At 68.4% G+C, this 20,233-nt stretch carries 15 protein-coding genes; 6 read left to right on the top strand and 9 right to left on the bottom strand.

The window, feature by feature from the left end:
* Window positions 1-78: 78 nt before the first annotated feature.
* Both IE332_RS10325 and IE332_RS10320 read left to right on the top strand, forming a co-directional pair.
* Window positions 79-885 carry a helix-turn-helix transcriptional regulator gene (locus IE332_RS10325; RefSeq protein WP_189915277.1) on the top strand — a complete coding sequence of 269 codons (807 nt, stop codon included), beginning with the start codon at window positions 79-81 and terminating at the stop codon, window positions 883-885.
* A gap of 160 nt (window positions 886-1,045) precedes the next feature.
* Window positions 1,046-3,526, top strand: coding sequence for a SpoIIE family protein phosphatase (locus tag IE332_RS10320; protein ID WP_373313695.1), 2,481 nt, complete (start codon window positions 1,046-1,048; stop codon window positions 3,524-3,526).
* Window positions 3,527-3,709: 183 nt separating this feature from the next.
* On the opposite strand, the gene IE332_RS10315 is transcribed toward IE332_RS10320, so the two are convergent.
* From IE332_RS10315 to IE332_RS10305, 3 genes are all read right to left on the bottom strand, one after another.
* Window positions 3,710-4,750, bottom strand: a complete 1,041-nt coding sequence (locus IE332_RS10315; protein WP_189915273.1) for a helix-turn-helix domain-containing protein — start codon at window positions 4,748-4,750, stop codon at window positions 3,710-3,712.
* 503 nt (window positions 4,751-5,253) lie between these two features.
* Window positions 5,254-5,496 carry a hypothetical protein gene (locus tag IE332_RS10310; RefSeq protein ID WP_189915271.1) on the bottom strand — a complete coding sequence of 81 codons (243 nt, stop codon included), beginning with the start codon at window positions 5,494-5,496 and terminating at the stop codon, window positions 5,254-5,256.
* 186 nt (window positions 5,497-5,682) lie between these two features.
* A complete protein-coding gene (locus IE332_RS10305) occupies window positions 5,683-7,026 on the bottom strand; it encodes a hypothetical protein (protein ID WP_229928486.1) in 1,344 nt (447 codons plus the stop codon).
* 261 nt (window positions 7,027-7,287) lie between these two features.
* Here IE332_RS10305 and IE332_RS10300 point away from each other — a divergent pair, with 261 nt between their 5' ends.
* Window positions 7,288-8,250 carry a hypothetical protein gene (locus IE332_RS10300; protein ID WP_189915267.1) on the top strand — a complete coding sequence of 321 codons (963 nt, stop codon included), beginning with the start codon at window positions 7,288-7,290 and terminating at the stop codon, window positions 8,248-8,250.
* A gap of 552 nt (window positions 8,251-8,802) precedes the next feature.
* Here IE332_RS10300 and IE332_RS10295 read toward each other — a convergent pair.
* Window positions 8,803-10,869, bottom strand: a complete 2,067-nt coding sequence (locus IE332_RS10295) for a Shedu anti-phage system protein SduA domain-containing protein (protein ID WP_189915265.1) — start codon at window positions 10,867-10,869, stop codon at window positions 8,803-8,805.
* 696 nt (window positions 10,870-11,565) lie between these two features.
* Here IE332_RS10295 and IE332_RS10290 point away from each other — a divergent pair.
* Window positions 11,566-12,453 carry an abortive infection family protein gene (locus tag IE332_RS10290; RefSeq protein ID WP_189915264.1) on the top strand — a complete coding sequence of 296 codons (888 nt, stop codon included), beginning with the start codon at window positions 11,566-11,568 and terminating at the stop codon, window positions 12,451-12,453.
* Between the two features lie 171 nt (window positions 12,454-12,624).
* On the top strand, window positions 12,625-13,935 hold the full coding sequence (locus tag IE332_RS10285; RefSeq protein ID WP_189915261.1) for a hypothetical protein: 1,311 nt from the start codon (window positions 12,625-12,627) through the stop codon (window positions 13,933-13,935).
* Window positions 13,936-14,103: 168 nt separating this feature from the next.
* Here IE332_RS10285 and IE332_RS10280 read toward each other — a convergent pair whose 3' ends face one another.
* Window positions 14,104-15,282, bottom strand: coding sequence for a hypothetical protein (locus IE332_RS10280; RefSeq protein WP_189915259.1), 1,179 nt, complete (start codon window positions 15,280-15,282; stop codon window positions 14,104-14,106).
* 205 nt (window positions 15,283-15,487) lie between these two features.
* On the opposite strand from IE332_RS10280, the gene IE332_RS10275 reads away from it, so the two are divergent.
* Complete coding sequence (locus IE332_RS10275; protein ID WP_189915257.1) at window positions 15,488-16,105, top strand: hypothetical protein; 618 nt, start codon at window positions 15,488-15,490, stop codon at window positions 16,103-16,105.
* 95 nt (window positions 16,106-16,200) lie between these two features.
* On the opposite strand, the gene IE332_RS10270 is transcribed toward IE332_RS10275, so the two are convergent.
* The 4 genes from IE332_RS10270 to IE332_RS10255 all read right to left on the bottom strand — a co-directional run bounded on the left by IE332_RS10270 (window position 16,201) and on the right by IE332_RS10255 (window position 20,001).
* Window positions 16,201-16,824 carry a hypothetical protein gene (locus IE332_RS10270; protein WP_189915255.1) on the bottom strand — a complete coding sequence of 208 codons (624 nt, stop codon included), beginning with the start codon at window positions 16,822-16,824 and terminating at the stop codon, window positions 16,201-16,203.
* A gap of 529 nt (window positions 16,825-17,353) precedes the next feature.
* Window positions 17,354-17,962 carry a hypothetical protein gene (locus IE332_RS10265; protein ID WP_189915252.1) on the bottom strand — a complete coding sequence of 203 codons (609 nt, stop codon included), beginning with the start codon at window positions 17,960-17,962 and terminating at the stop codon, window positions 17,354-17,356.
* 14 nt (window positions 17,963-17,976) lie between these two features.
* Window positions 17,977-19,212: a helix-turn-helix domain-containing protein gene (locus tag IE332_RS10260; protein WP_189915251.1), complete on the bottom strand. Its 1,236-nt coding sequence runs from the start codon at window positions 19,210-19,212 to the stop codon at window positions 17,977-17,979.
* A 420-nt stretch (window positions 19,213-19,632) separates the two neighbouring features.
* Window positions 19,633-20,001, bottom strand: a complete 369-nt coding sequence (locus tag IE332_RS10255) for a hypothetical protein (protein WP_189915242.1) — start codon at window positions 19,999-20,001, stop codon at window positions 19,633-19,635.
* Window positions 20,002-20,233 lie beyond the last annotated feature (232 nt).

Raw genomic sequence — 20,233 nt, 5'->3', positions numbered from 1 at the left:
ACCGACCGTCAAGCCCCGTCACCCTCGGGTTGATCCGGTCGGGCAGCAGGCCTCGGATTGTCAGGGGGAACAGGGCCAATGACGTACGGGACGGGTGAAGTCGCCTACCGGCAGCACGCGTTGCAGCTGGCGGCAGATCAACTGGCTGAGCCGCCGCCGCTCTTACGGGCCCTGCGATCGGAGCCGACCGCGGCGCCGCCGGCCGGTGTGGGCCGGACCGGCGGCGGCGCGGTCACCCGGGTGGCCGGGACGGAGGCCGTGCGCGGACTGCTGGGCAGCCTGGCCGCGCAGGCCCGTTCCCAGGTCGCCTGGCTGGGCTCGGTCGGCCGGACCCCGGAGGAGTTCTTCCCTCCGCCGGCCGGCCGGGCCGGCCTCCTCCCGCCGGGCGTGGACCTGGTGGCGGTGCTGGACCGGGGGCCGGGGGCGTCCGCCGCCGCCCGGCGGATCCGCCGGCTGTGCGGCTCCGGCGGCGCACGGGTACGGGTCGCCGCCGCCCCCGTGCGGGACCTCCTGCTCGTCGACGGCGACACGGTGGTCCTACCGGACCGGACGGCCGGCGGCGAACCCCGGGTGACGGTCAGCCGGGACCCGGTGTCCGTCGGGCTGGCGCAGCAGCTCTTCGAGGCGGTGTGGGTCCGGGCGGCCCCACCCCGCCGGGAGCCGGCCGCCGGAGCCTCGCCGCTGGCCGAGGACCGGGTGAAGCGGGAGATCCTGGCGCTGCTGGCGGCGGGAGCCAAGGACGAGCAGATCGCCCGCCGGACCGGCCTCTCGCTCCGCACCTGCCGCCGGCACGTGGCCGCGATCCTCCAGGAACTGGGTGCGGTCAGCCGCTTCCAGGCGGGGGTGCACGCGGCGGGCCTGGGCCTGCTCCGCCCGGAGCACTGACCCCGCGCGCCCACGAACCACCGAAGGGCCCGCCGGCCACCGACCGGCCGCCGGGCCCTTCCAGGCGCCGCCCCGGCGGCCGGGTGTGTCCGGCCGACGGCCCTTCGGTGCTGTTGTTGCCCCTCGACCGGCCGGGCTAGGCTGGTGCCCCCGCGATTGTGTGAGTGATCATGCCGTGACGAACCAGGATGGGCGCCTTCCAGAGGGCCGGCCGACCCCACGGGGTGGCAGCGAATCGGGCACGGTGGTGGCGATCGTCGATGGTCACGGGTGCGTGACACGCTGGAACGCCAACGCCGAGCGGCTACTGGGCTATCGCGCCGACGAGGTCGTGGGCCGGCCGGCGGCGGACCTGCTGGTCGAGCCCGTCCCACCCGACGTACGGCAGGCCCTGGCCCGGAACCCGGACCGGTTGAGCGGCCCGCTCGCCCTGCGGCACCGCGACGGGCGGCGCGTGGACGTGACCGTGGTCGCGCACCGCGGCGTGCCGCGCGATCACGCACCGGACGACGCACCGGACGACGCACCGGACGACCCGCCGGACAGCTGGCGCGTCGTCTGCCCGCTGACGGGGTCGGATCCCCGGCCCGAGGACGAGGACCTCGCACGGTGGGCCCTGGAGCAGCTGCCGCGCTGCTCGGTCTCGCTGTACGACGCGCAGCTGAGGTACCGCCGCTCCAATCAGGCCATGGTCCCCGTCGTCGGCCTGCCGGACAGCGCGGTGCGCGGCCTGGGCATCCTCGACATCACCACCCAGCCGCAGGCCGTGCAGCTCGCCGAGGGACTGCGCCGCGCCCTGGAGGGCGGCGAGCCGGTGCACCTGGAGACCTTCCAGCGCACGGGGGGCCAGCGGCGGATCCACGCGTGGTCCGTCGACCTCGCCCCCCTGAAGGACCCCGAGGGCACGGTGCACGGCGTCGCCCTCGTCGCCCGGGACATGACCGAGCAGTTCTGGGCGCGCAAGCGTCTGGTGCTGCTCAACGAGGCCGCCAGCAGGATCGGCAGCACGCTGGATCTGAGCCGGACCGCGCGCGAGCTGCTGGAGGTGACGGTCCCCGAGCTCGCTGACTTCGCGAGCGTCGACCTGCTCACCGCCCTCGAAGCCGACACCGAACCGACCGACGGCGAGGTCTCCGGCAGTGTGATGCTCCGGCGCATCGTGCACCGCTTCGCCCCGGGCACGCGGCTGCCCACCGTGCTGGAGATCGGCACCACCGACAGCTACCCGGAGTTCTCGCCGCCGGCGCGCGCGCTCGCCACGGGCGCCGGAGTGCTCTGCAACGCCGAGGACCCCGAATTCGTCCACTGGATGGCGGTGGACAGCCGCCGCGCCGCGATCATCCGGGACCAGGGCTACCACTCGATGATGGCGGTGCCGTTGCGCGCCCGCGGGGTGACGCTCGGTGTCGCCGTGTTCTACCGCCGCAGCCGCGCCGACCGCATGGAACGGTTCGGGCAGGACGATCTCCTGCTGGCCGACGAGCTGGCCGCCAGAGCCGCCGTCGCGATCGACAACGCCCGCAGGTACACCCGTGAGCGTGAGACCGCGCTCTCCCTGCAGCACAGCCTCCTGCCGCGGAGCGTGCCGGAGCAGGCGGCGATGGAGGCGGCCTCCCGGTACATCCCGGCGTCGACACGCTCAGGGGTCGGCGGTGACTGGTTCGACCTGATCCCGCTCTCCGGCGGCCGGATCGCCCTGGTCGTCGGCGACGTCGTGGGCCACGGCATCCGCGCCACCGCGACCATGGGCCGGCTGCGCACCGCCGTGCGCACGCTCTCGGACGTGGACCTGCCGCCGGACGAGCTGCTGACCAGACTGGACGACCTCGTGGTGCGGCTGTCGTCGGAGGCCGGGGCCAGTGGGGAGGTCGGCGAGATCGGGGCCACCTGCTGCTACGCCGTCTACGATCCGGTGTCCCGGACGTTCACGATGGCCAGTGCCGGGCATCCGCCGCCGGTGATCGTGCCGCCGGGGCGCTCGCCGGACGCCGCCGGGATCTCGATCGGCCCGCCGCTCGGCGTCGGCGGGCTGCCCTTCGAGGCGACCACGGTGGAACTGGCCGAAGGCAGCCTGGTGGCGCTGTTCTCCAACGGTCTGATCGAGACCCGCGAGCGCGACGTCGACGAGGGGTACCGACGGCTGTGCCGGGTGCTGGCACGCACCGGGCCGTCGCTGGAGGACGCCTGCGACGCGGTCGTCGACGACCTGGTGGTGGGGCGCCCCCGGGACGACGTCGCCCTGGTCATCGCGCGCACCCGCGCCCTGGACGACGACCACGTCGCCACCTGGGAGATCCCGCCCGACCCGTCCGCGGTCGCCACCGCCCGCAAGGCGGTCTCCCAACGGCTGTCCGAGTGGGGCGCGGGCGAGCAGATCTATCCGGCCGAACTGATCGTCAGCGAACTGGTGACCAACGCGATCCGCTACGCCGCCCCGCCGATCACCCTGCGCCTGATCCGCGACCAGGTCCTCATCTGCGAGGTCTCGGACGCCAGCAGCACCGCCCCGCACCTGCGCCGCGCCCGCGACTGGGAGGAGGGCGGCCGCGGCCTGATGCTCGTCGCCCAGATGGCCCACCGCTGGGGCACCCGGCACAGCCTCACCGGCAAGACCATCTGGGCCGAGATGCCCCTCCACTGAGCCGGTGCCCGCGCCGTCCGGGCCGCCCGCGGGGGCGTGGCGGCGGCCGGACGGCGCGGGCGGATCAGGCGGGTCGGTCGGGTCAGCCGGTGTACGGCGCGGCGACGTCCAGGACCCAGGTGACGCCGGCAATGGCGTGAGCGTGGCGAGAAGCCTGAGGTCCTTTGCGTGACCTGTGTGTGATCAGAAGTCGGGGCAGTCGAGCCCTTGGGGTACTTCGGCGATGTCGATCCCACTGATGACACTGGCAGCGTGGTCGGCTCCGTTCTCGACATCGTCCGGGTGGATGGGGGAGTCCGGGATCCCCAGGCTCGCCATGAACGCCTTCACCGGCACCCTGTAGGACCGGCCCATCCGCGTCACGGGGCAAGGGAACGATGCATCACGGATCATCCGGAGCGCGGTCGTCTCCGAGATGCCCAGGAATTCTGCAGCCTGCTGAATTCCGATGTGTGCAGGAAGGAGGTCGGAGAGCCTGTAATAGTGGTCCACTCCGGGGAGTCCCGCGCGGGCCAGATTCGGCATGGACGGGGCAGTGCTCTTCTTGGTTCCGGAGCGGATCTCCGCATGGTGGGTTCGTGCGAGGCCGATGTGCTCCAGCGCCTGAAGCATGGCTCCGACCTGCTCGCCCCTGATGATTTCAGCGGCGTGGGGGCTTTGGGAACTGGAGGCACCGACGATCAATGGTGGAAGAAACGCGGTGGCCTGGGGCGAGTTCTTCGGTGAAGCGAAAGCCCCCATGCCCTCCCGAGTGGTTTCGCGGCCGCTGACTTTCACCCTTGTATAGGCTTTGGAGACGGCTTCTTTCGCCATGGTGCCCCGGATATGGTGCGCAGGGACACCAGTTATTGTGTTATGCCAGACCTCGAGCGCGACCTCCACCATGTCTGACTGGATGTCTGCCCGATCGGCGCCGAGCTCCCGGGATATGCGCCAGGATCGCGAGCGGAGGACGGGTGACAGGCAGTCCATGATGATCATCTGCCAGGTGTCGTCGCCGTCTGAGTCGTAGATGCGGCCCATGCCGACCATGGACTCCCACAAACGACATCGAGACCCTGGGCGAGAGCGGCGTCCTGCGGTGATGGCCGAGTCTCGAAATTTGGAATAATCCGGATGCTGCTTGATGCTGCAGTCCCGGATGTTCTCTACGTGGACGCAGATCGGTCCCGGGCCGAGTGAAGTTCTGACGTAATTCTGGATGTAATCGAAGATATCCGCCAATTTCCTGCTCCTCATTGCGAAAGTCGTCTGCTCGAATGAGTTTGGCCGACGCGCCGAGCCAAGGGGGAAGCGCACCGGTTCTTTTGGTCCGATCGAGTGAACTATGGTTTGGCGACGGGGTGACGGGTCCCGGCACGTCATCGGCGTGCGGCCATGGCGACGAGAGGTGGAGAGAAGCGCCGAGCGGGGGCCACGAGGTCGCGTCAGCGGTCTACCGTGAGGTGCTACGCAGTGCTACTGATCATTTGAGGTACGGGGTCGTTGAACTCAGCGACTTTGAGGTCGACTGCAGCCGCGACGAATGCCCGACATGCCACGGGTGCTGTCTGTGGCCCGAGTTCGTGGTCACCGAATCGGCACACCTGATACCCCCTGAGCCGCAAGGACCGGTCTTCGGCGGCCATCTTCGAGTACAGGCACGGAGATGCGGCGTCGCCCTCGGTGTGGTGCTGCCCGGACCGGCCGACCTGCCGAACCGTGGCCGGGGCACCGGCCAGTTCGCTTCAGCCCCCTTCCCGTTGTTCCACGGCTTCCCTCGCTTCTCCTCCCTCCTCCGTGGGTTCCTCCGGGTCGGTCCGGTCGGGAACCGAACGGTCATGGCCGCTGCGGCGCAGTTCGTCCTGGACCCGCCGCCAAGCACGGATGATCGGAGGCAACTTCGAGAGCACTTCGCTGATCTGCGTCAGTAGCAGGGTGACGCAGCCGAACGACGCGAGAACGAGCAGAGTCACCTGATCCCAGCTCACCGCGCTGCCCCCGTTTCCCAGATGCCCGACCCACCTCGGGGTGACGTGATCAGAAACCTGCCCGACTCCTCATCGCGAGGGCTCGGCCAGATGGGGTCGAGGACTCCGGTGGTGGCTCCGGACATGTCGACACTCCGCCCCTTCTGCTCGCACGACTGACTCCGCGGCCGGCGAGGCGGTCGTCCGCTAGCCAAGGAGGACATGACGGGCGAGCCACCCGAGCGCGTTCACTCCCAACCGGTCCGGCTCCTGGAGCAGTGCGATCTCCACGTCACCGAGATCGGCGAGCTCCGGGGGTGCGGACAGTCGGTCCAGCGAGGCAAGACGCGTCATCGCGGCGTCGACAACGGCGGGCCAGCCGGGCATGCCGAAGTGGTGTGTGGCCTTGAAGGCAGCTGTGAACGCCCGGTGCAGAAGGGCGTCGCGCCAGCCCTGCCGACGCATCAACTCCTCGGTGATCCAGACCTGTTCCCCGATGTTTCGGACGAAGTCGGCGACTGGACCGGACGCAGCGCGTAGCGTGAAACGGGAGCCGCCCGCCCACGGGAGATCCAGGTCCGAGGCGACGGCCGTGAACGCACCCAGTCGTTCAGGTCCGCCGTCACGGGCGGCGATGAGCGCTTTGCGAGCCCGACGGTACAAGTCGACGCCCTGTGCGAAGACATCGCCGGCATCCGGCCCACCGGGTGCTGCGCGGATCGCGTCGAGCGGTTCGTTCAGCAGGGCTTCGGCGGCCAGCCCGGCAGCCGCCGCGCTCAGTAGGACCTCCGGGTCGTCGGGATCGATCCCGAGACGAGGGAACGCGGCCGAGGCCTGCTCCTCCAGCAGCGGGAACAGCGGGGGCGGCTCCTCCGGCCGTGGCGCGAAGAGTGCGGCGAGCTGCGGGGACAGGGGAGCTGGGCCAGGCTCCTCGATGGAGACGCCGTACTCCAGGAGGTCCTGGAAAATGGTGTCCGGTCCGCAGTCGATGTGCGACGTGTCATGCCGCCCCGAGCAGTCCTCAGGGCAGTCCAACTCCTGGCACATCTCCGGTTCCTCGGGCTGCGACTCATTGACCAGGTGGTAGACGAGCCTGTCGGCCACGGCCCCACGGGCTGTGATCATGGCGCTGCCCATCAGCATCTCCGCGTTCGTCAGCAGGTGGTCCTCCCGGTCGGCCGAGGCCGGAGGCTCCGGGGCGTCGGGGATCCAGGTGTGGGCCGACTCCAGCGATATCGACAGCCAGGCGATCCGCAACGGCGGGACCTCTTCGTTCCCGGCCAACTCGGCGACTTCCTCCGCGGCCTGCCGGACGGCGTCGAGCCGGGCCAAGTAGTGATCGCGGACCGATTCCCAGGCCTCGGAATCCTTGCGAGCCTGCTCGGCGCTCTGTGTCAGGCCGGCGTCCCGGGTCTCCCGCGCCCAGGTGACCAGTCGGCTCAGACACGGGCGGCACCCGGACAGACCGGCCTCCGGAGCGGGGCCGAGCGGCACCGCCCCGAGATCCCGGCCGAACGGGGCGCCGCACATGCAGCAGTCCAGGCTCGCCATCTGCCGGCCCGTTGGTATGGCGGGTAGGGCGGCACGGATCGTGCTGTGTGCGTAGGCAGGTATGTGCACGGGGGTGAACTCCTCGGGTGTCGTGCTCCGCTGGTGACCTCACCATGCTCACCTCGGCGTTTAGCCGTTAGTCACCAAGCGGACGATTGGGAGTCGAACTTGACGGAAGCTGACTGCGTCGCAGGCCGCGGCAGCGAAACTTGACACCCCCGGCCGGAGCCCGTTCACCGGCCCCGAAACAGGAGGATCCAAGTGGTAGACGCCCCGGACGAGTCCCGGCCAGAAGGCTGGCACCGGGAACTGGTCGACGCGTTGCAGGAACTGCACCGGGCGGCCGGTCAGCTGAGTTTCCGAAAGGTGAGCACGCTGATCCGCGAGCGGGAGGACCCGCTGTCCGGACCCAGCCACGAGACCGTGCGGTCCGCGATCAACGGAAAGCAGATGCCGCGCTGGGAGACGGTGCACGACATCGTCATGGTCCTTGCGGCCCTGTGCAGCCCCGCTCGGGATGAGGAAGCCGAGGTCGGGAGATTCCTGCTGCTGTGGCGGGGAGCCCGCGAAGGAGAGAAGGGAGCTCGGAAGTCGTTCCAGGAACTGGCCAACAGCGGCTGGGGCGGTGAGGACGGCAAGTGGCCACCCGAGATGGTCATGGGCATCCTGGTCAACCCGTTCAGCGCCATCCAGATCGCCCCCGGGCTCGCCGCCCCGCACGAACCGATCATCTCCGAGGACGTGTGGATCCGGGCGATGGAGAAGTTCATCGAGGAGGACGGGGCCGAGCACGCGCTGAGGGTTCTGCTGCACACACTGAAGGGCGACTACATCGGAGCCGTCGAAGGCACGCCCTTCGGCTACCAGAATATGGACCGGGAGGCGATGGACGCGTACGCGGCCTTTCAGTACGGCTGCCGGGAAGTGCGCCGCCGCTTGCGGGCGGAGCCCAATCTCCTCGCGGAGTCGATTCGCGCGATGCGGGCCGACGAGACTATGGACCGGGACGACCGGGCGGAGATGCTTGAGAACGAGTCGGATCTGAGCCTGATGAGAGAGGTCATGATCGTGACCCCGGACACCTGGGACGACGTGTCCGAGGAGGCCCACCACATGGTCTTCGGCTATCTGATCAAGCAGATAGGCCCACCCGGCCCGCTCAGCCTGCCGGACGCGGATCGTTTCCCCATCCTCTGGCGCGTTCCCGAACCTTCTGCGGAGTAGTCCCGACCCGTACCCGCCGGCCGACAGTACAGGCCCGGGCGGGGTGGAGAGGAAGAGCACCCGCGGGCTGGTCGAGCTGCTCTCTGCGTCCACCAGGCTTGGTACCGCGTTCCGGCGGTCCCACATCTTGATCAACAAGTCGGCTGCGCCGAACGCGAGGAACAGTCGGGTCGCCACCAGTTCGATCTGCGGGCACACTCATTGCACATCGACAACCAGCTGGGGTGTGACCCGCTACCCGGAGCGCGAACGTTTCCGCAGGCCAGCGAGGTGCTGACCTGCGGAAACGGTGAGAGGCCGACCTGCGTTCCCGCAGGTCGGAGGCGCTGCTACAGGTCGTAGTTCTGATCGAACATGCCTCTGACCTGCAGAAACATAGGTCGCATGGAAGATCATTTCACAACCAGTGCACACACGGCGGCCTCAACGGATGAGAGGTGCCGAGAAGCGCCGCGCGGTGCTGACAGGTCACGCTGATGGCCCACTGCTCGGCACTACAGGGCGCTACGAGGTTCGAACCAGCTTCTCGTGGCGGCGTAGGGGCTCGGAGCCCTATCGGTCCTCCACGATGAAGCAGGCCCGATCGTAGAGCTCGTCGAACGTGATGACCTCAATGCCTTGGACGGACGATCGGTAGAGCTCGAAGGAACTGAGCTTCTCCGGGTTGACGGCGCCGTCCTGCTTGAATTCGTTCAGGCTGCCGATCACAAGGACTTGGCGGGGCTTGGTGGTCGAGAGCTCGGTGCCCGTTGGGGTGCCGTCGTCCTGATACAGGCGCGTCAGTTCGTCGGAGATCAGCCGCTGGGCCTTGTGGACAGTCTTCTGTACCTGGGCGACTCCGCCTCCGAGTTCCGTCGAAGCTTGGTAGACGTCCGGGGCACGGTAGAGAGTCTTGGCGAGCAGCGGCGTCTCGTGGGTCTTGATCTCGCAGAACAGCATGCTGCTGATGAAGCCCTTGGAGCGCATGATCGCGTCGATCCGCTTGCCGGCTCCGGTGAAGATGTTGGCTCCGGTGGTGATGCGTTCCAGCTTGCCGTCGTCGAGTGCCTCGCAGGCGACTAGGTTGAGGCCGTAACCGAAGATCCAGGGGTTCCCTTCGAAGTAGTCTTGCCAGAGCGCTTCGCTTGACTTAACGGTTCGCTCTTTTTCCTTCTGAAAATGTTCGGGGTCTTTCAGCAGCCGCTCGAAGCGCCGGAGTTGGGCCTTGCGGTTGCTGATGAGCCGGATGTCCTCTTCGGTGAGGGAGCCACCGATTGCGGTTTTGAGCGCCTGAAGGAGCATGGTCCGGTCCTGGCCAGTCAGCATCTCTGCGAGCTGATCGGCATCACCTACAGCGAGACCGGCACGACCGCCCGGGATGTGGAGTCCGATGCACCCTTGAAGGAAGTTGATGACCTTCCAGAAGTTCTCGTGGGCGTCGCTGGTGTCGACGACTGCCTTGATGATCTGTGTGGTCTCCGTGCCGGGGATGACCTCCATGACCACGGCCTTCTCGGCTTTGGTCTTGTCCTTCTTCCACAGCTTGATGCGGGGGGAGTAGGTATCGCCCTTCCTGACGATAGTGACGTTGCAGAGCGTCGCTACCTGGGGTCGGTCATCGAGAACGAAGTCGGTGACGCGCCTGTTCGCCCGAGTGTCGTAGAGGTAGTGGAAGCCGCCGTCCACAGTGGAGCGGATCTCAAGGTCGGAGAAGTCCTGGCGCACAACGTCGAAGTCGGTGGAAGCGAAGCTGATGCGGGCACCGCGGATCACGGGGGAGGCCGGTGTGACCGCGCGGCCTCTCCAGTCGTGCGAGATGTAAGGCATCGGCCCCATGTCGCCTTCGACCACGAGTGACTGTACGTCTTCGCGTCCGAGCCGCGCGAGCACTACTTCCAACTGCTGCCAGATTGCATCGACCACCACTGGTGTGAACGTCGAGAGAAGCGGGCGGTCGACGGTGAGGACGGCCTCGTAGGTGTTGGCAGTCCAGTTGTCGCCAGGCATGGGGTGGTAGAAGCCGCCATCACGGCGCAACGTGAGCGTGGCCTTGCGTAGGAGGTCGCGGGTAGCCTCTTGGCCGTCGCAGTCGAGGAGGCTGTAGATCTGGCCGAGAACGAGGTCGAGCTTGCCCGCGTCATCGTCGTTCAGGGGCAGCGACACCAGAGGCCCGGCGGCTTGCACCCGAACCGGTGTGTAGATCGGCCGGCCCGACAGGAACTCGAAGGCGCGAAGCGCCCAGCCATCCGGCTCCAGAAGGCGATTCAGTCGGTCGACGCGCTGTGAGGCTTGGTCGGCATCAGGGAGCACCTCCGGGTGCAGGGTCTGCACGAGGAAGGCGAGCAGCACGTCGTCCGGCCCGGATCGGAGTTCCAGGCGGGGATCTGTGAAGATCCAGTCGTCGTCCCAGTCGTCGTTGTTGAACCGGTGCTGGAGGATGTCGCCGCGCGCAGTGGCGAATCGGCTGTCGGTCGACGGCAACTGGTCGAGCTTGTAGAGCCGCTCCAGGAACGCGATCTCGTCGTCAAGCCGGCCCCACCATGGAGCGTCGGTGCCGCGCAGGTAGTCAAAGATGTCCCGTCGCGTCACTGTGGTGATCTTGGTTGTGGGTGCGGTCGGAGAGGCATCGGGCGGGGTCATGCGTTCAGAATGGACTCCCACACGCCAACTCGTCTGGAGATTAACGGTCTTTGAGGTCCTCATTGCAAGCTGGTGTGGCGGCTGTACATCCAGTGTCGGTCCGCGTTCTGCTGGGGCCAGCCCCGGGGCCGCGGCCCTCCCGAGATCACCGGCATGTCGGGCCCGACCTGACGAACTGGCTCGGACGGAGCGGACACGACTGGCGGAGAGTAGATCAGATGTCCTGTGCGCGGTGGCGGTGCCGGTCGGCACGTCCGTGATCGCGCTGCCGAAGACGGGTGTGCGCCCGTAGTGTCCAGGGACACCTTTCAGATGGCCCAACTTGACTTTCAATGAGCGCTGTTGACGGGACGTGATCCGCGCGGGGACACCCGGAAGGCGAGGGGAATGACGGGTTCCAGCAGATGGCGTGCACTGGCTTTCGCCCCCGGCTTCGCCCGGGTCGGACTGCGCCGCTGCGGTGGCCGCATCCCGCTGGAGGGCGCCCGCAGCGTCGAGGACCCACGTTCCACCTGCTCGGCTGCGGCGACCGGACCGGCTCCGCCGCCACCACCCTGATCGGGGTGGGCCGCACCGCCCGCACCGCCGTCGAACAGATCCGCTCGCTCACAACGTGACCAGAGCCCGGCGGGTGGCTATTTTCCTGCCCCGGAAAATCTCCAACCGCTATGCGGGGTAGGGGGGTACCTTCCCTTCATGGCCGCAACTACCAGGTCCGAGCTGATCAGCCCTGCCACACGGGTCGCTTTCCGGTCGCATTGCACTGGCATCAACCTCCGCGACATCGCGGTGGCCTGGGAGGGGCAGGGCTTCGCGCCCGTCGCACCGGACGAGCTGAACTACCAGGACACAGGTGCCCGGCGCTCCTCGTTCCAGTCCTACGCGCAGGCGGTCGACTGGAGCGACCGCAGCCACGTGGAGCGGGCTCTGCTGGTCTTCGAAGACCTGATGCGGGTTGCCCGGCGTGACGAGTGGCAGGGCAAGTGGCTGGAGGACCTTACCGTCCCGCTGGAGCGGGACGGCCTGACGGTCGACGAACGCGGCCGGATCCTTTGGATCAAGACACCTCCTCGCACCCACGACCTGAGCGGCCTGCGCGACCCTTCGGGCATCCTCGCCGAGCTCGACCGCGTCCACCGCGACCTCTCCGACGACCCCGCCGGTGCCATCGGCAGCGCCAAGCAGCTGATCGAGGCCACCGCCAAGACGGTCCTGCGCGAACGCGGCCTGCCCATCGACGAGAACGCCAAGATGCCTGCTCTGATCAAGCAGGCCCAGAAGGCCCTCGCTCTGGACGCCTCCGCTGTCATCCCCGGCCCGGACGGGACTGACGCTGTGAAGAAGATCCTCGGGGGAGCGGCGGCCATCGCGGTAGGGATCGCCGAACTGCGCAACCGCGGCTACGGCACTGGCCACGGCCAGGCCAGCGCCCCCACCGGACTCGGTGTCCGGCACGCACACCTGGCGGCCAACGCGGCGATCACCTGGTGCGAGCTGATGCTCGACACCCTCCGCGACCCCGCCGCACCGTGGCGCCGAACCGCTTCCCCGGCCCCTTCGCAGCCGGGGCACGCCGGGCCATAACCGCATTAGCCGAGGCGAGGGCCACACCCGGGAAGATGTCCGGAAGGAGTCCGGCCAGAACCGCGCCGCCCGTCGAGTAGACCAACCCTGTCCTGGCCCGAGACGCGGCAGCCGACACCCGGCGTCGTCTGGGCTCCACCAGATGTCCTCGCCTCGGTGTCCAATGGCCCCATGGACGACGCGCAACCCCAGATGACATGGCGCCGGGCGAACGACGGTGCCGAGGTCACCCTGATCATGGAGACATCGGCTGGCGTCTGCATCCGGCACATCCCCGACGCGCTGCCCCTGCCACCCGACACTGACCCGGGCAAGGGCGCAGAACTTGCGACCCACGCGGCCGCGGCGACCTGGGGGCTGCCCGATTTCGTCTTCCATCCGTCGATGGCCGAGAAGGGCTCCGGCCGGCGTGAGCTCGGCGACCGCGTCGTCCTCACCGGCCGGCGTGGGTTGATTGTCCAGGTGAAATGCCGCACCGTTGCCCCCAAGTCCGACGAGGCCGAGCGGGCCTGGATCAACAAGGTCGTCGGCAAAGGCATGCGGCAGGCGAAGGGAACTGTGCGCACCCTCAATCTCGCGGCGGCCCAGATGGTCAATGGCCGGGACCGCACGCTGTCAGTGGCGGGAGACGCCTTCGAGTGGGCCGCTGTCCTGGTGCTCGACCACCCGCGCGTACCCGACGCGACCGTGCCGGACTGGGAGCCGATCGGTATCCCAGCGATCACCCTCACCCGACGCGACTGGGACTTCCTCTTTGACCAGCTGCGCTCCACCACCGCGGTGGTGGACTACCTCTTCCGCGCCGCAGCCGAGCCCAAGGGCGCTCTGGGCGAAGAGCCACTGCGCTACTACGAGCTCGCAGCCGCCGACGCCGAAGCCGAGCCAGCCGTCATCGACACAGACCTCGTCGGCCAAGGAGGCTGGCAATGGTCCGCACCCCTCCTGCCCCAAGCGCCAGCCGGTGGAGAGGGCACACGCGCCCACCTCATGACGCGGATCATGCTCGAAGACATTGCCACCAGCCCCCTGCCCAGCAGCGGGACGGAGCAGGACCGGCACGTCCTGCTGTCCGATCTCGACCGGCTCCCGGTCTCCGCCCGCACCGAGTGGGGAGAGCTCCTGCTTGACATGCTCGGCGACGTTCAGGACGTTGCGCAGGGCAGCACCAAGTGGCGCTTCCGCCGCATGCTTGACCCCGACGGCACCCAGCAGCTCATTACTGGCTGCTGCACCCGCTCCGACGGCATCACCAGGGAAGCGTTCCGCTCCTACATCCAACTGCGCCACCACGAGGTGTCCGAGCGGACCGGCCTCACCGATGCTGCAACTCTCGGTGTTCTGCTCACGCCGCGAACCAGCGGCTCGCGCGAGTGGGACACCACTTGCCTTCGGATCTGCGGCCCCAGCGATCTCGACGACGACGAGCTGGAGCGCTACCGGGGCCTGTGGAACCGGGCACCCGCACCGGAGACTCGCCTCTGAAGGACCCCAGCCACGGCGGGCGACTCAGCAAGCGGCTCCTGCTCGTCCGAGGACGGCTGCTGACCGTAGGGGAAGAGCGGAGCCGTGACCGAACGGCTCGTCCGGTCGCGGCCTCGCGCTGCCCGTCTTGGCCCCGAAGTTACCGCCGCTCGGTCCGGGCCTGTATCGTCACGCGCTGGCACGGAACATGCTCGCCGCCTGAGCCGCGTCGGTCAGCTGACTGCCGCGGAACAGCGCGAGGAACAGCGTTGCGATTCCCACAGTGACGGCGGGCCCGGTCAAGCTGGTCGGCAGTCCCGAGTACGTCACTGCGGCAAGCACGCCGAGACCACCACCTGCAACACCCAGCCAGCGTAGGAACGGCCGGTCCACGACCGGCTCCGCCCCGAGATCTTGCTCCTCCAGGAGCGCGGCGCACCGTCCCTCCGCGTACCTGTTCGCAATCGTCGTCAGCTTGACCGCGAGGTCCTGAAACGCCGCAGCAGGCTCCGACAGCACCCGTGCCTCATCCGCCCGCAACGCACCGATCACCTTCGCCGCGTGCGCCTTCGCCACCTGGCGCTGGTGTCGCCTCAGCCGGTGCCCACGCGCTTGGTAGGCCTTTCGGATCTCCCGCTCCGCCGCTCTGAGCGAGACCCGGGGAAGCGCGTCCAGCGACGGGTCCGCGCTCCATTGCAGATGAACACGCGCGCACCGGGTCGCGGTGGCGATGAGGACGGCAACTCCCGACCAGTTCACCGAGCTGTGCCTGCGTTCCAAGGCCGGGTGGCCAGGCTCCCTGCGAAGGGAATCGGCCACGCCCGCGGGCATGAGCCTCCTCAGGACGACGAAGACCAGAGCGCTGGCCAGCAGCAGCGGAACGAGCTTGACGGCGCCGTGCTCCGACAGCAGGACGGGGAGCTTCTTGCCGATGACGATCGGCACCGAGACGATCCCGAGCAGCAGCGAGCTGAGCGGATCATGCACAACATGGCCCGCACTGGGGTGGCTCGCCTCCGCCACGGCGTGCCGGACGGCGTCTATGACGCTCTGGCCGTCCATCCTCACCAGGATGATCACGGCGACGGCATAGATCGGGAGGGCGTTGACGACCTTCTCGAAGCACCGGTGTATCGCCATGCCGACCAAGTCGGGCCGGAAGTCCGGCACCCGGTCTCCCACGACAAGGGGCAGAACGCGGCCCGCGCTGACCACTATCTCGTTCACGGGCTCTGCCACCAGTCGATCCCGCAGACGTCGCACCGGGCGGAGCACCAGCCGCTCCCACCACCGCAGGACTGTCGGCTTGGCGATGTCCGCGATCCAGCACACGACAGCAAGCCCGACAAGGGTTAGGAGTGGACGCATTCGCCGATCATCGCAATCGACTTGGCACTGCGTCAGGCTTCTGCCCAGATCTACGGGATGCTCCGCAAGGCCCGGTCACCTTCGTCTCGACTCCGACGCCGCGAACGGCCGCTCCGGGGAACGGCCGCCAGCCGGCCGATCGTCGCGGTAGCGTGATCCGTCTGCCACTGGCTTGCCAACCAGGATCAAAGGAACGGGAGTTCGAGTGAGCGACCAGGCCATCAAGTACGTGCAGCAGCTGGCCGTCGCCGACCCGCTCGCTAAGCGGGTGCTGCTGGTGCTGGCCGAGCACGCTGAACCCGCCACCAGCATGTGGGGCCACGAGATTCCCGAGATCATGGGCCTTGACGTCACCGAGACCGACCTGCCGGCACTCGCGGCACGGGCCGGGTTTGCCGCGGAGGAGTTCCGCCAGCAAATCCGCCAGCTCAAGCAGCACGTGAAGATGGACGTGCTCGAGCACTCCGACGGGACCTGGGAGATCGTCTACGGGCCGTCGTACACCGACAAGCACTCGCCGATCCCCCAGCCGGTCACGGAGGAGAACGTCGGCGGACTCCACGACTTCGCAATGCCGGGCTGGGAGCGCTACAGCACCTGGGGTTGGGAAGAGGGCCTCGGGCACTTCTACGCTCAGATTATCCACAACAGCGACGACCGGGACGCCACCCCTCGAATCTGGATCACCCCGCCCAGGTACGTGGTGCGGACGATCGACGAGCTGGCCCAGGTGATCGCTGACGAAATCGCGCCCTACGAGCCGATCCGGGTGCCGGCCTCCATCATCAAGATGTACATGACCAAGCCATCCCTCTCGCGATAGGCGCGTGAGCCTGGGCGAACCGCACGCGTCGAACCGCGCACGAGACCGATGGCCAGGGCCCCCAGGCCCGCCGTCTCCGAGCCATAGAGCTCCCGTCAGCTGTCAATCCAGATCCCGCCGCTGTTCTGGTGGACCACTGGATACCAGTCGAGAACCGGGCAATCCACGACCAGCAGGTTCTCCAGGCCGCCCAACCCATGCAGATGGAGACGCTCGATGACCTCGTCCTGCAAGTAGAAGTCACCCTGCAGAGCGTCACAGTGGACGCAGCCGACGGACAGGTACCGCGAACCCATGGTGCTGCTGTACCGGCTCTTGATCGTCGCGGCGAGATCTGACCGTCCGCCTTGCTGCAGCAGCTTCTGCGTGAGAGCGAGTGTGTCCTCGTCGCCTATGTGCAGCGAGTTGAACCCGCGTGCCGGCCTCTCCGGATACAGCCCGGCGAGGCATGTCGTATCCCTGTGGCACTTCCAGCACTCGCGGGTCAGTCCGAGGACGCGCAGTGACACGAACCTTGCGGTCAATGGCGAGCGCACTGTGGGCAGGTGCAGACCAATGTCCGCCGGGTCGAACTCCTCGGACTCATAGAGTGCTCCAAGGTCACGGCAGGTTGCGCACTTCACCACCCAGCCGCCGTCTGTCTTGTGGAGGAAGCCGCCCCCCTCGAACACCCACACCGAGCATTTTGCGCAGCCGCCCCCGTACCGGTTGTTCTGCATGGCCCCCCGTCTCGCCATCGTTGCCAGACGGTCCTTCTGTCGCCTGGCTGTGTCCAGTCAGCACCGTACCCGGCGACTATGCGAAGCCCGGAGAGGGGCTGAACCGATACGACACGCGCACCCCCGCCGCAGGCGACGCCGGCAGCCCGCAGAACGCCGCACCCGCACAGCCGATCGCGCAGCAGGCGGCCTGTCCTCGGTGCCCGCGCAGCATCAGGCGCCGACGGATGCGCGGACCACCCCGGTTCCGGAGGTTCCCGGGCAGCTGCGCCTTGCGCTCGCCGACCAGCGCACTGCCACCTCGCAGGCCGCCCACGGTCTCGGTTGCTCGACCTCCACGTGGACCATCCCCGACGCCGACCTGCTGGTCGAGGGCTGGGAACGCGAACCCGGCCGGTTCGCGGTACACCTCACCGACCGGACCCTACTCGGCTGGGTCGCCCACGACACCAGCAGGTGGGCCACCTACATCCCCTCCGTCGGGAGACGGGTGTCTGGACGAGCTCGTGCTGCCAGCCTTGGACTTGGACTACGGCTTGCCGACCCGTCCGAGGTTCCCGGACAGGAACTCGGCGGCGGTGTAGTCGTTCCCACGCCCGGCTGCCATGACGGCATCGGCGAAGGACTCCGCGTCGTCGGCGGCGAGACGTCCGCCCTGGACCATCCGGGCGAGCAGCTTGTGCACGCTGTACGGCGCGCAGTTGTGACGGACCGATTCGATGCGCGCGTTGTAGTCCTCGGAGAGCAGGTGCGGGGCGGCCAGCGTCAGCCCCTCGGCCATGGTCATGATCACCGACTCGGCCCAGTGCTCTCCCGGGTGCTTCAACGGGCGCCCGCTGCGCAGGATGTCCTGGACCGCGACGACTCGCAACGGATCGATGCCGAGGTTGTCGGTGGGCACGGGCGCCCCGAGCCAGTCGAGCTGGCCAAGAGCAGCGGCGGCAAGCGCCTTCTCGTCAGGCCTCCCCGCACCGGCCAGGCGCTCCAGCTCTTCAACCACGACATCGAGCAGGACCCGCTTGTGCCAAGAGAGCTCCCCCTTGACCGCCTCCCGCAGCGCTTCGTCAACCGCAAGGGTCATCAGGGACGAGGTGTCGAGGAACCACAGCTCGGGCCTGGCCGGCGCGGGGGTGGACACCGCGCCGCCCCCGCTCAGGCGAACACCTCGGCATCGGGTTCCATCACCGCATCCCAGAGCGCTTCGTCGTCCTCGCGTTCCAGCAGGGTCGCGACAACTCCGAGGCCCACCTGCTCCTTGCGGGCAGCCTCTGCCGCGGTAGTCAGGAGCCGCTCGGGCGCCCGGACGGTTCGCAACGCAGTGATTCCGGCCCGCGTCGGAGCGACGGACGGGTGACGGTCGACAAGGTCTCCCACGTGCATGCTCCGGAGAATCGCTCCTTGGTCGAAGGTGATCAGACGCATCTTGCACAGCTGGTAGACCAGGGCGGGCAGGGAGACGCCGAACTGCTCCATCAGCGCCACGATGCTGCGTTCAGTGACGCGTCCGGCGCTGAGCCATCCCAAGGTCTCCCGGATGCCCTCCTCCGGCATCAGCAGGTGCCCGGCGAAGGCGTTGACGCGCCGCTCCTGCTGGCTGTCGGAGAACATGTCCTGGGCGTCCTCGTCGATGACGTCCCTGGGGTCGCCGAAGAGATGGTGTCCGAGTTCATGCGCGAGGGTGAAGCGGACGTGCCCCTGGGAGAAGTCGGTGCTCGCCACGATCAGCGCCACACTGTCCCCGTGGACACACAGGCCGTCCACGTCGGTCCCCAACGGGGACAGCGCGACATCGACGCCGAAGTGGCGTTCGATGAGTCCGGGCAGGTCTCCCAGCTCGTGCGATCCGAGCCCCAGCGCCTCGCGCGTGTACTCCGCGAGCCTCTTTCCCTGGCGCTGCGCTTCGTCCCGATTGCGAGGCGGCGTGCGGATCTCCTCGCGGGCGAACCTGAGTACGTCCTTCCCGGGACGGCTGCCAGCCGCTGGCACCCACTCGGCCCGCTGGGCCAAGATGTCCTCGACCTCCAGCAGTTCCAGAGCGCGGCGCTTTGCGTTGCTGTCCTCATCGGGCCCCACGTTGCCGGCCAGCCGGTGCGCCATCGCCAGTGTGGGACGGCACACCTGCCCCAGGAGATAGCCGACGGTGACGCCGAGCGCCTCGGCAAACCTCGGCAGTTCCCGGACGTGCACCTTGCGCTTGCCCGTCTCGATCTTCGAGACCTGGTCCTTGGCAAGCCCTACGAGCCCGCCCAGTCCTTCGCCGGTCAGTGCCTGGCGTCGACGGGCCCGCTCGACTCGCCGCCCGACCTCGGCGTCAGTGGAAGTGATCGGGGCCGGCTCCGTAGGTGCAAGGAGACCCAATGCCTCCAAGCCTGTCAGTGCGTGCTCCATATGTGCCTCCCACCAGGCATCGTTCCCCCTGATGCAAGGGTGGCAACAGTTCGCAACGATCGCAACTCTCCCTACAGTACTGTTGCGAATCTGTGCCTGACGCCGCCGTTGGGCAGATATCGAGCACAAGCGAGGCCAACTCCGCCCGCGAGACGCGCTCCCGCCCCCTCCTCGGGAAGGCGAGGGAGCCAACCACTCGGTCAGCGATCCCGACCTGCACAAGCCGGTGATCCGACGCTCCAGGCCGATCGGTCCGCGCTGCGGCTCCCACACGAACAGTGGAGCGAGGCGAACGCCCCCAGACGACAGCCGAGGGAAGCCGGTCGGCCCGAGACGCTCACGGGCGCCCCGGCAAGGATCCGACCGGGAAGGCGTCCAGCGCTCCCTCCCAGCCGACGACTGGCCGTCGGTTCTCGGCTCTCAGCGGCGGAATCCGCGCCCGGGGTCGCGGGGCGTCACGTTCTGGAACGGCTCGAACCAGGCCGCCGCACGCAGGTCGCCGATGCCGAACTGCCGGTTGGCATCGCCGCCGGGGTCTTCGATGCCGTCGTGCGCCGGGCTGTAAAGCATCAGGACATCGGTGTCCTGGAAGGATAGGTCCCTGCACCCGCCGAAGTCGTAGTCGTCACGGTGGACCGGCAGACCCTGGTGCGCGGCGAATTCGCCGACCTCGATGTCGTCCAGATAGTCCGGCGCCTCGCGCAGCGCCAGGTGCAGTGCGGTCTCCTCGGCCGTGCAGGTCGGCTCCGGCCACCTGCCCTGCTCGAGATCGCCGGCCAGGTCGTCCACGGCCCGGGTCCTGGGCCCACGGCTGGACCATCCGGCCATCCTCACGCTGCTAGAACGCTTCGGCTCACGCCACCTTCGAAGCGTGCCGGTCCAGCAGGCGGCTGATCGGGGTACCGGCCAGCGCGGAGGTCAGCAGCGCAGCAGTGGTCACCTGGGTGAACCCGATGGCTGCGAGCACGGCTGCTTGGCGGGCTCGGGTGACACCTCGCCCGAGGGGCGCAGCGCCGGTAAG

The sequence above is a fragment of the Kitasatospora xanthocidica genome, assembly GCF_014656195.1.
GTDB lineage: Bacteria > Actinomycetota > Actinomycetes > Streptomycetales > Streptomycetaceae > Kitasatospora > Kitasatospora xanthocidica.
The sequence above is the reverse complement of the archived record's forward strand: the minus strand, read 5'-3'. Positions and strand labels throughout refer to the sequence as shown.

Bases quoted from the DNA above. Each gene is read 5' to 3' on its own strand.
- IE332_RS10325 (WP_189915277.1), top strand. From the start codon at position 79: ATGACGTACGGGACGGGTGAAGTCGCCTACCGGCAGCACGCGTTGCAG.
- IE332_RS10260 (WP_189915251.1), bottom strand. From the start codon at position 19,212: ATGGAGCACGCACTGACAGGCTTGGAGGCATTGGGTCTCCTTGCACCT.
- IE332_RS10285 (WP_189915261.1), top strand. From the start codon at position 12,625: ATGGACGACGCGCAACCCCAGATGACATGGCGCCGGGCGAACGACGGT.
- IE332_RS10270 (WP_189915255.1), bottom strand. From the start codon at position 16,824: ATGCAGAACAACCGGTACGGGGGCGGCTGCGCAAAATGCTCGGTGTGG.
- IE332_RS10295 (WP_189915265.1), bottom strand. From the start codon at position 10,869: ATGACCCCGCCCGATGCCTCTCCGACCGCACCCACAACCAAGATCACC.
- IE332_RS10280 (WP_189915259.1), bottom strand. From the start codon at position 15,282: ATGCGTCCACTCCTAACCCTTGTCGGGCTTGCTGTCGTGTGCTGGATC.
- IE332_RS10290 (WP_189915264.1), top strand. From the start codon at position 11,566: ATGGCCGCAACTACCAGGTCCGAGCTGATCAGCCCTGCCACACGGGTC.
- IE332_RS10305 (WP_229928486.1), bottom strand. From the start codon at position 7,026: ATGGCGAGCCTGGACTGCTGCATGTGCGGCGCCCCGTTCGGCCGGGAT.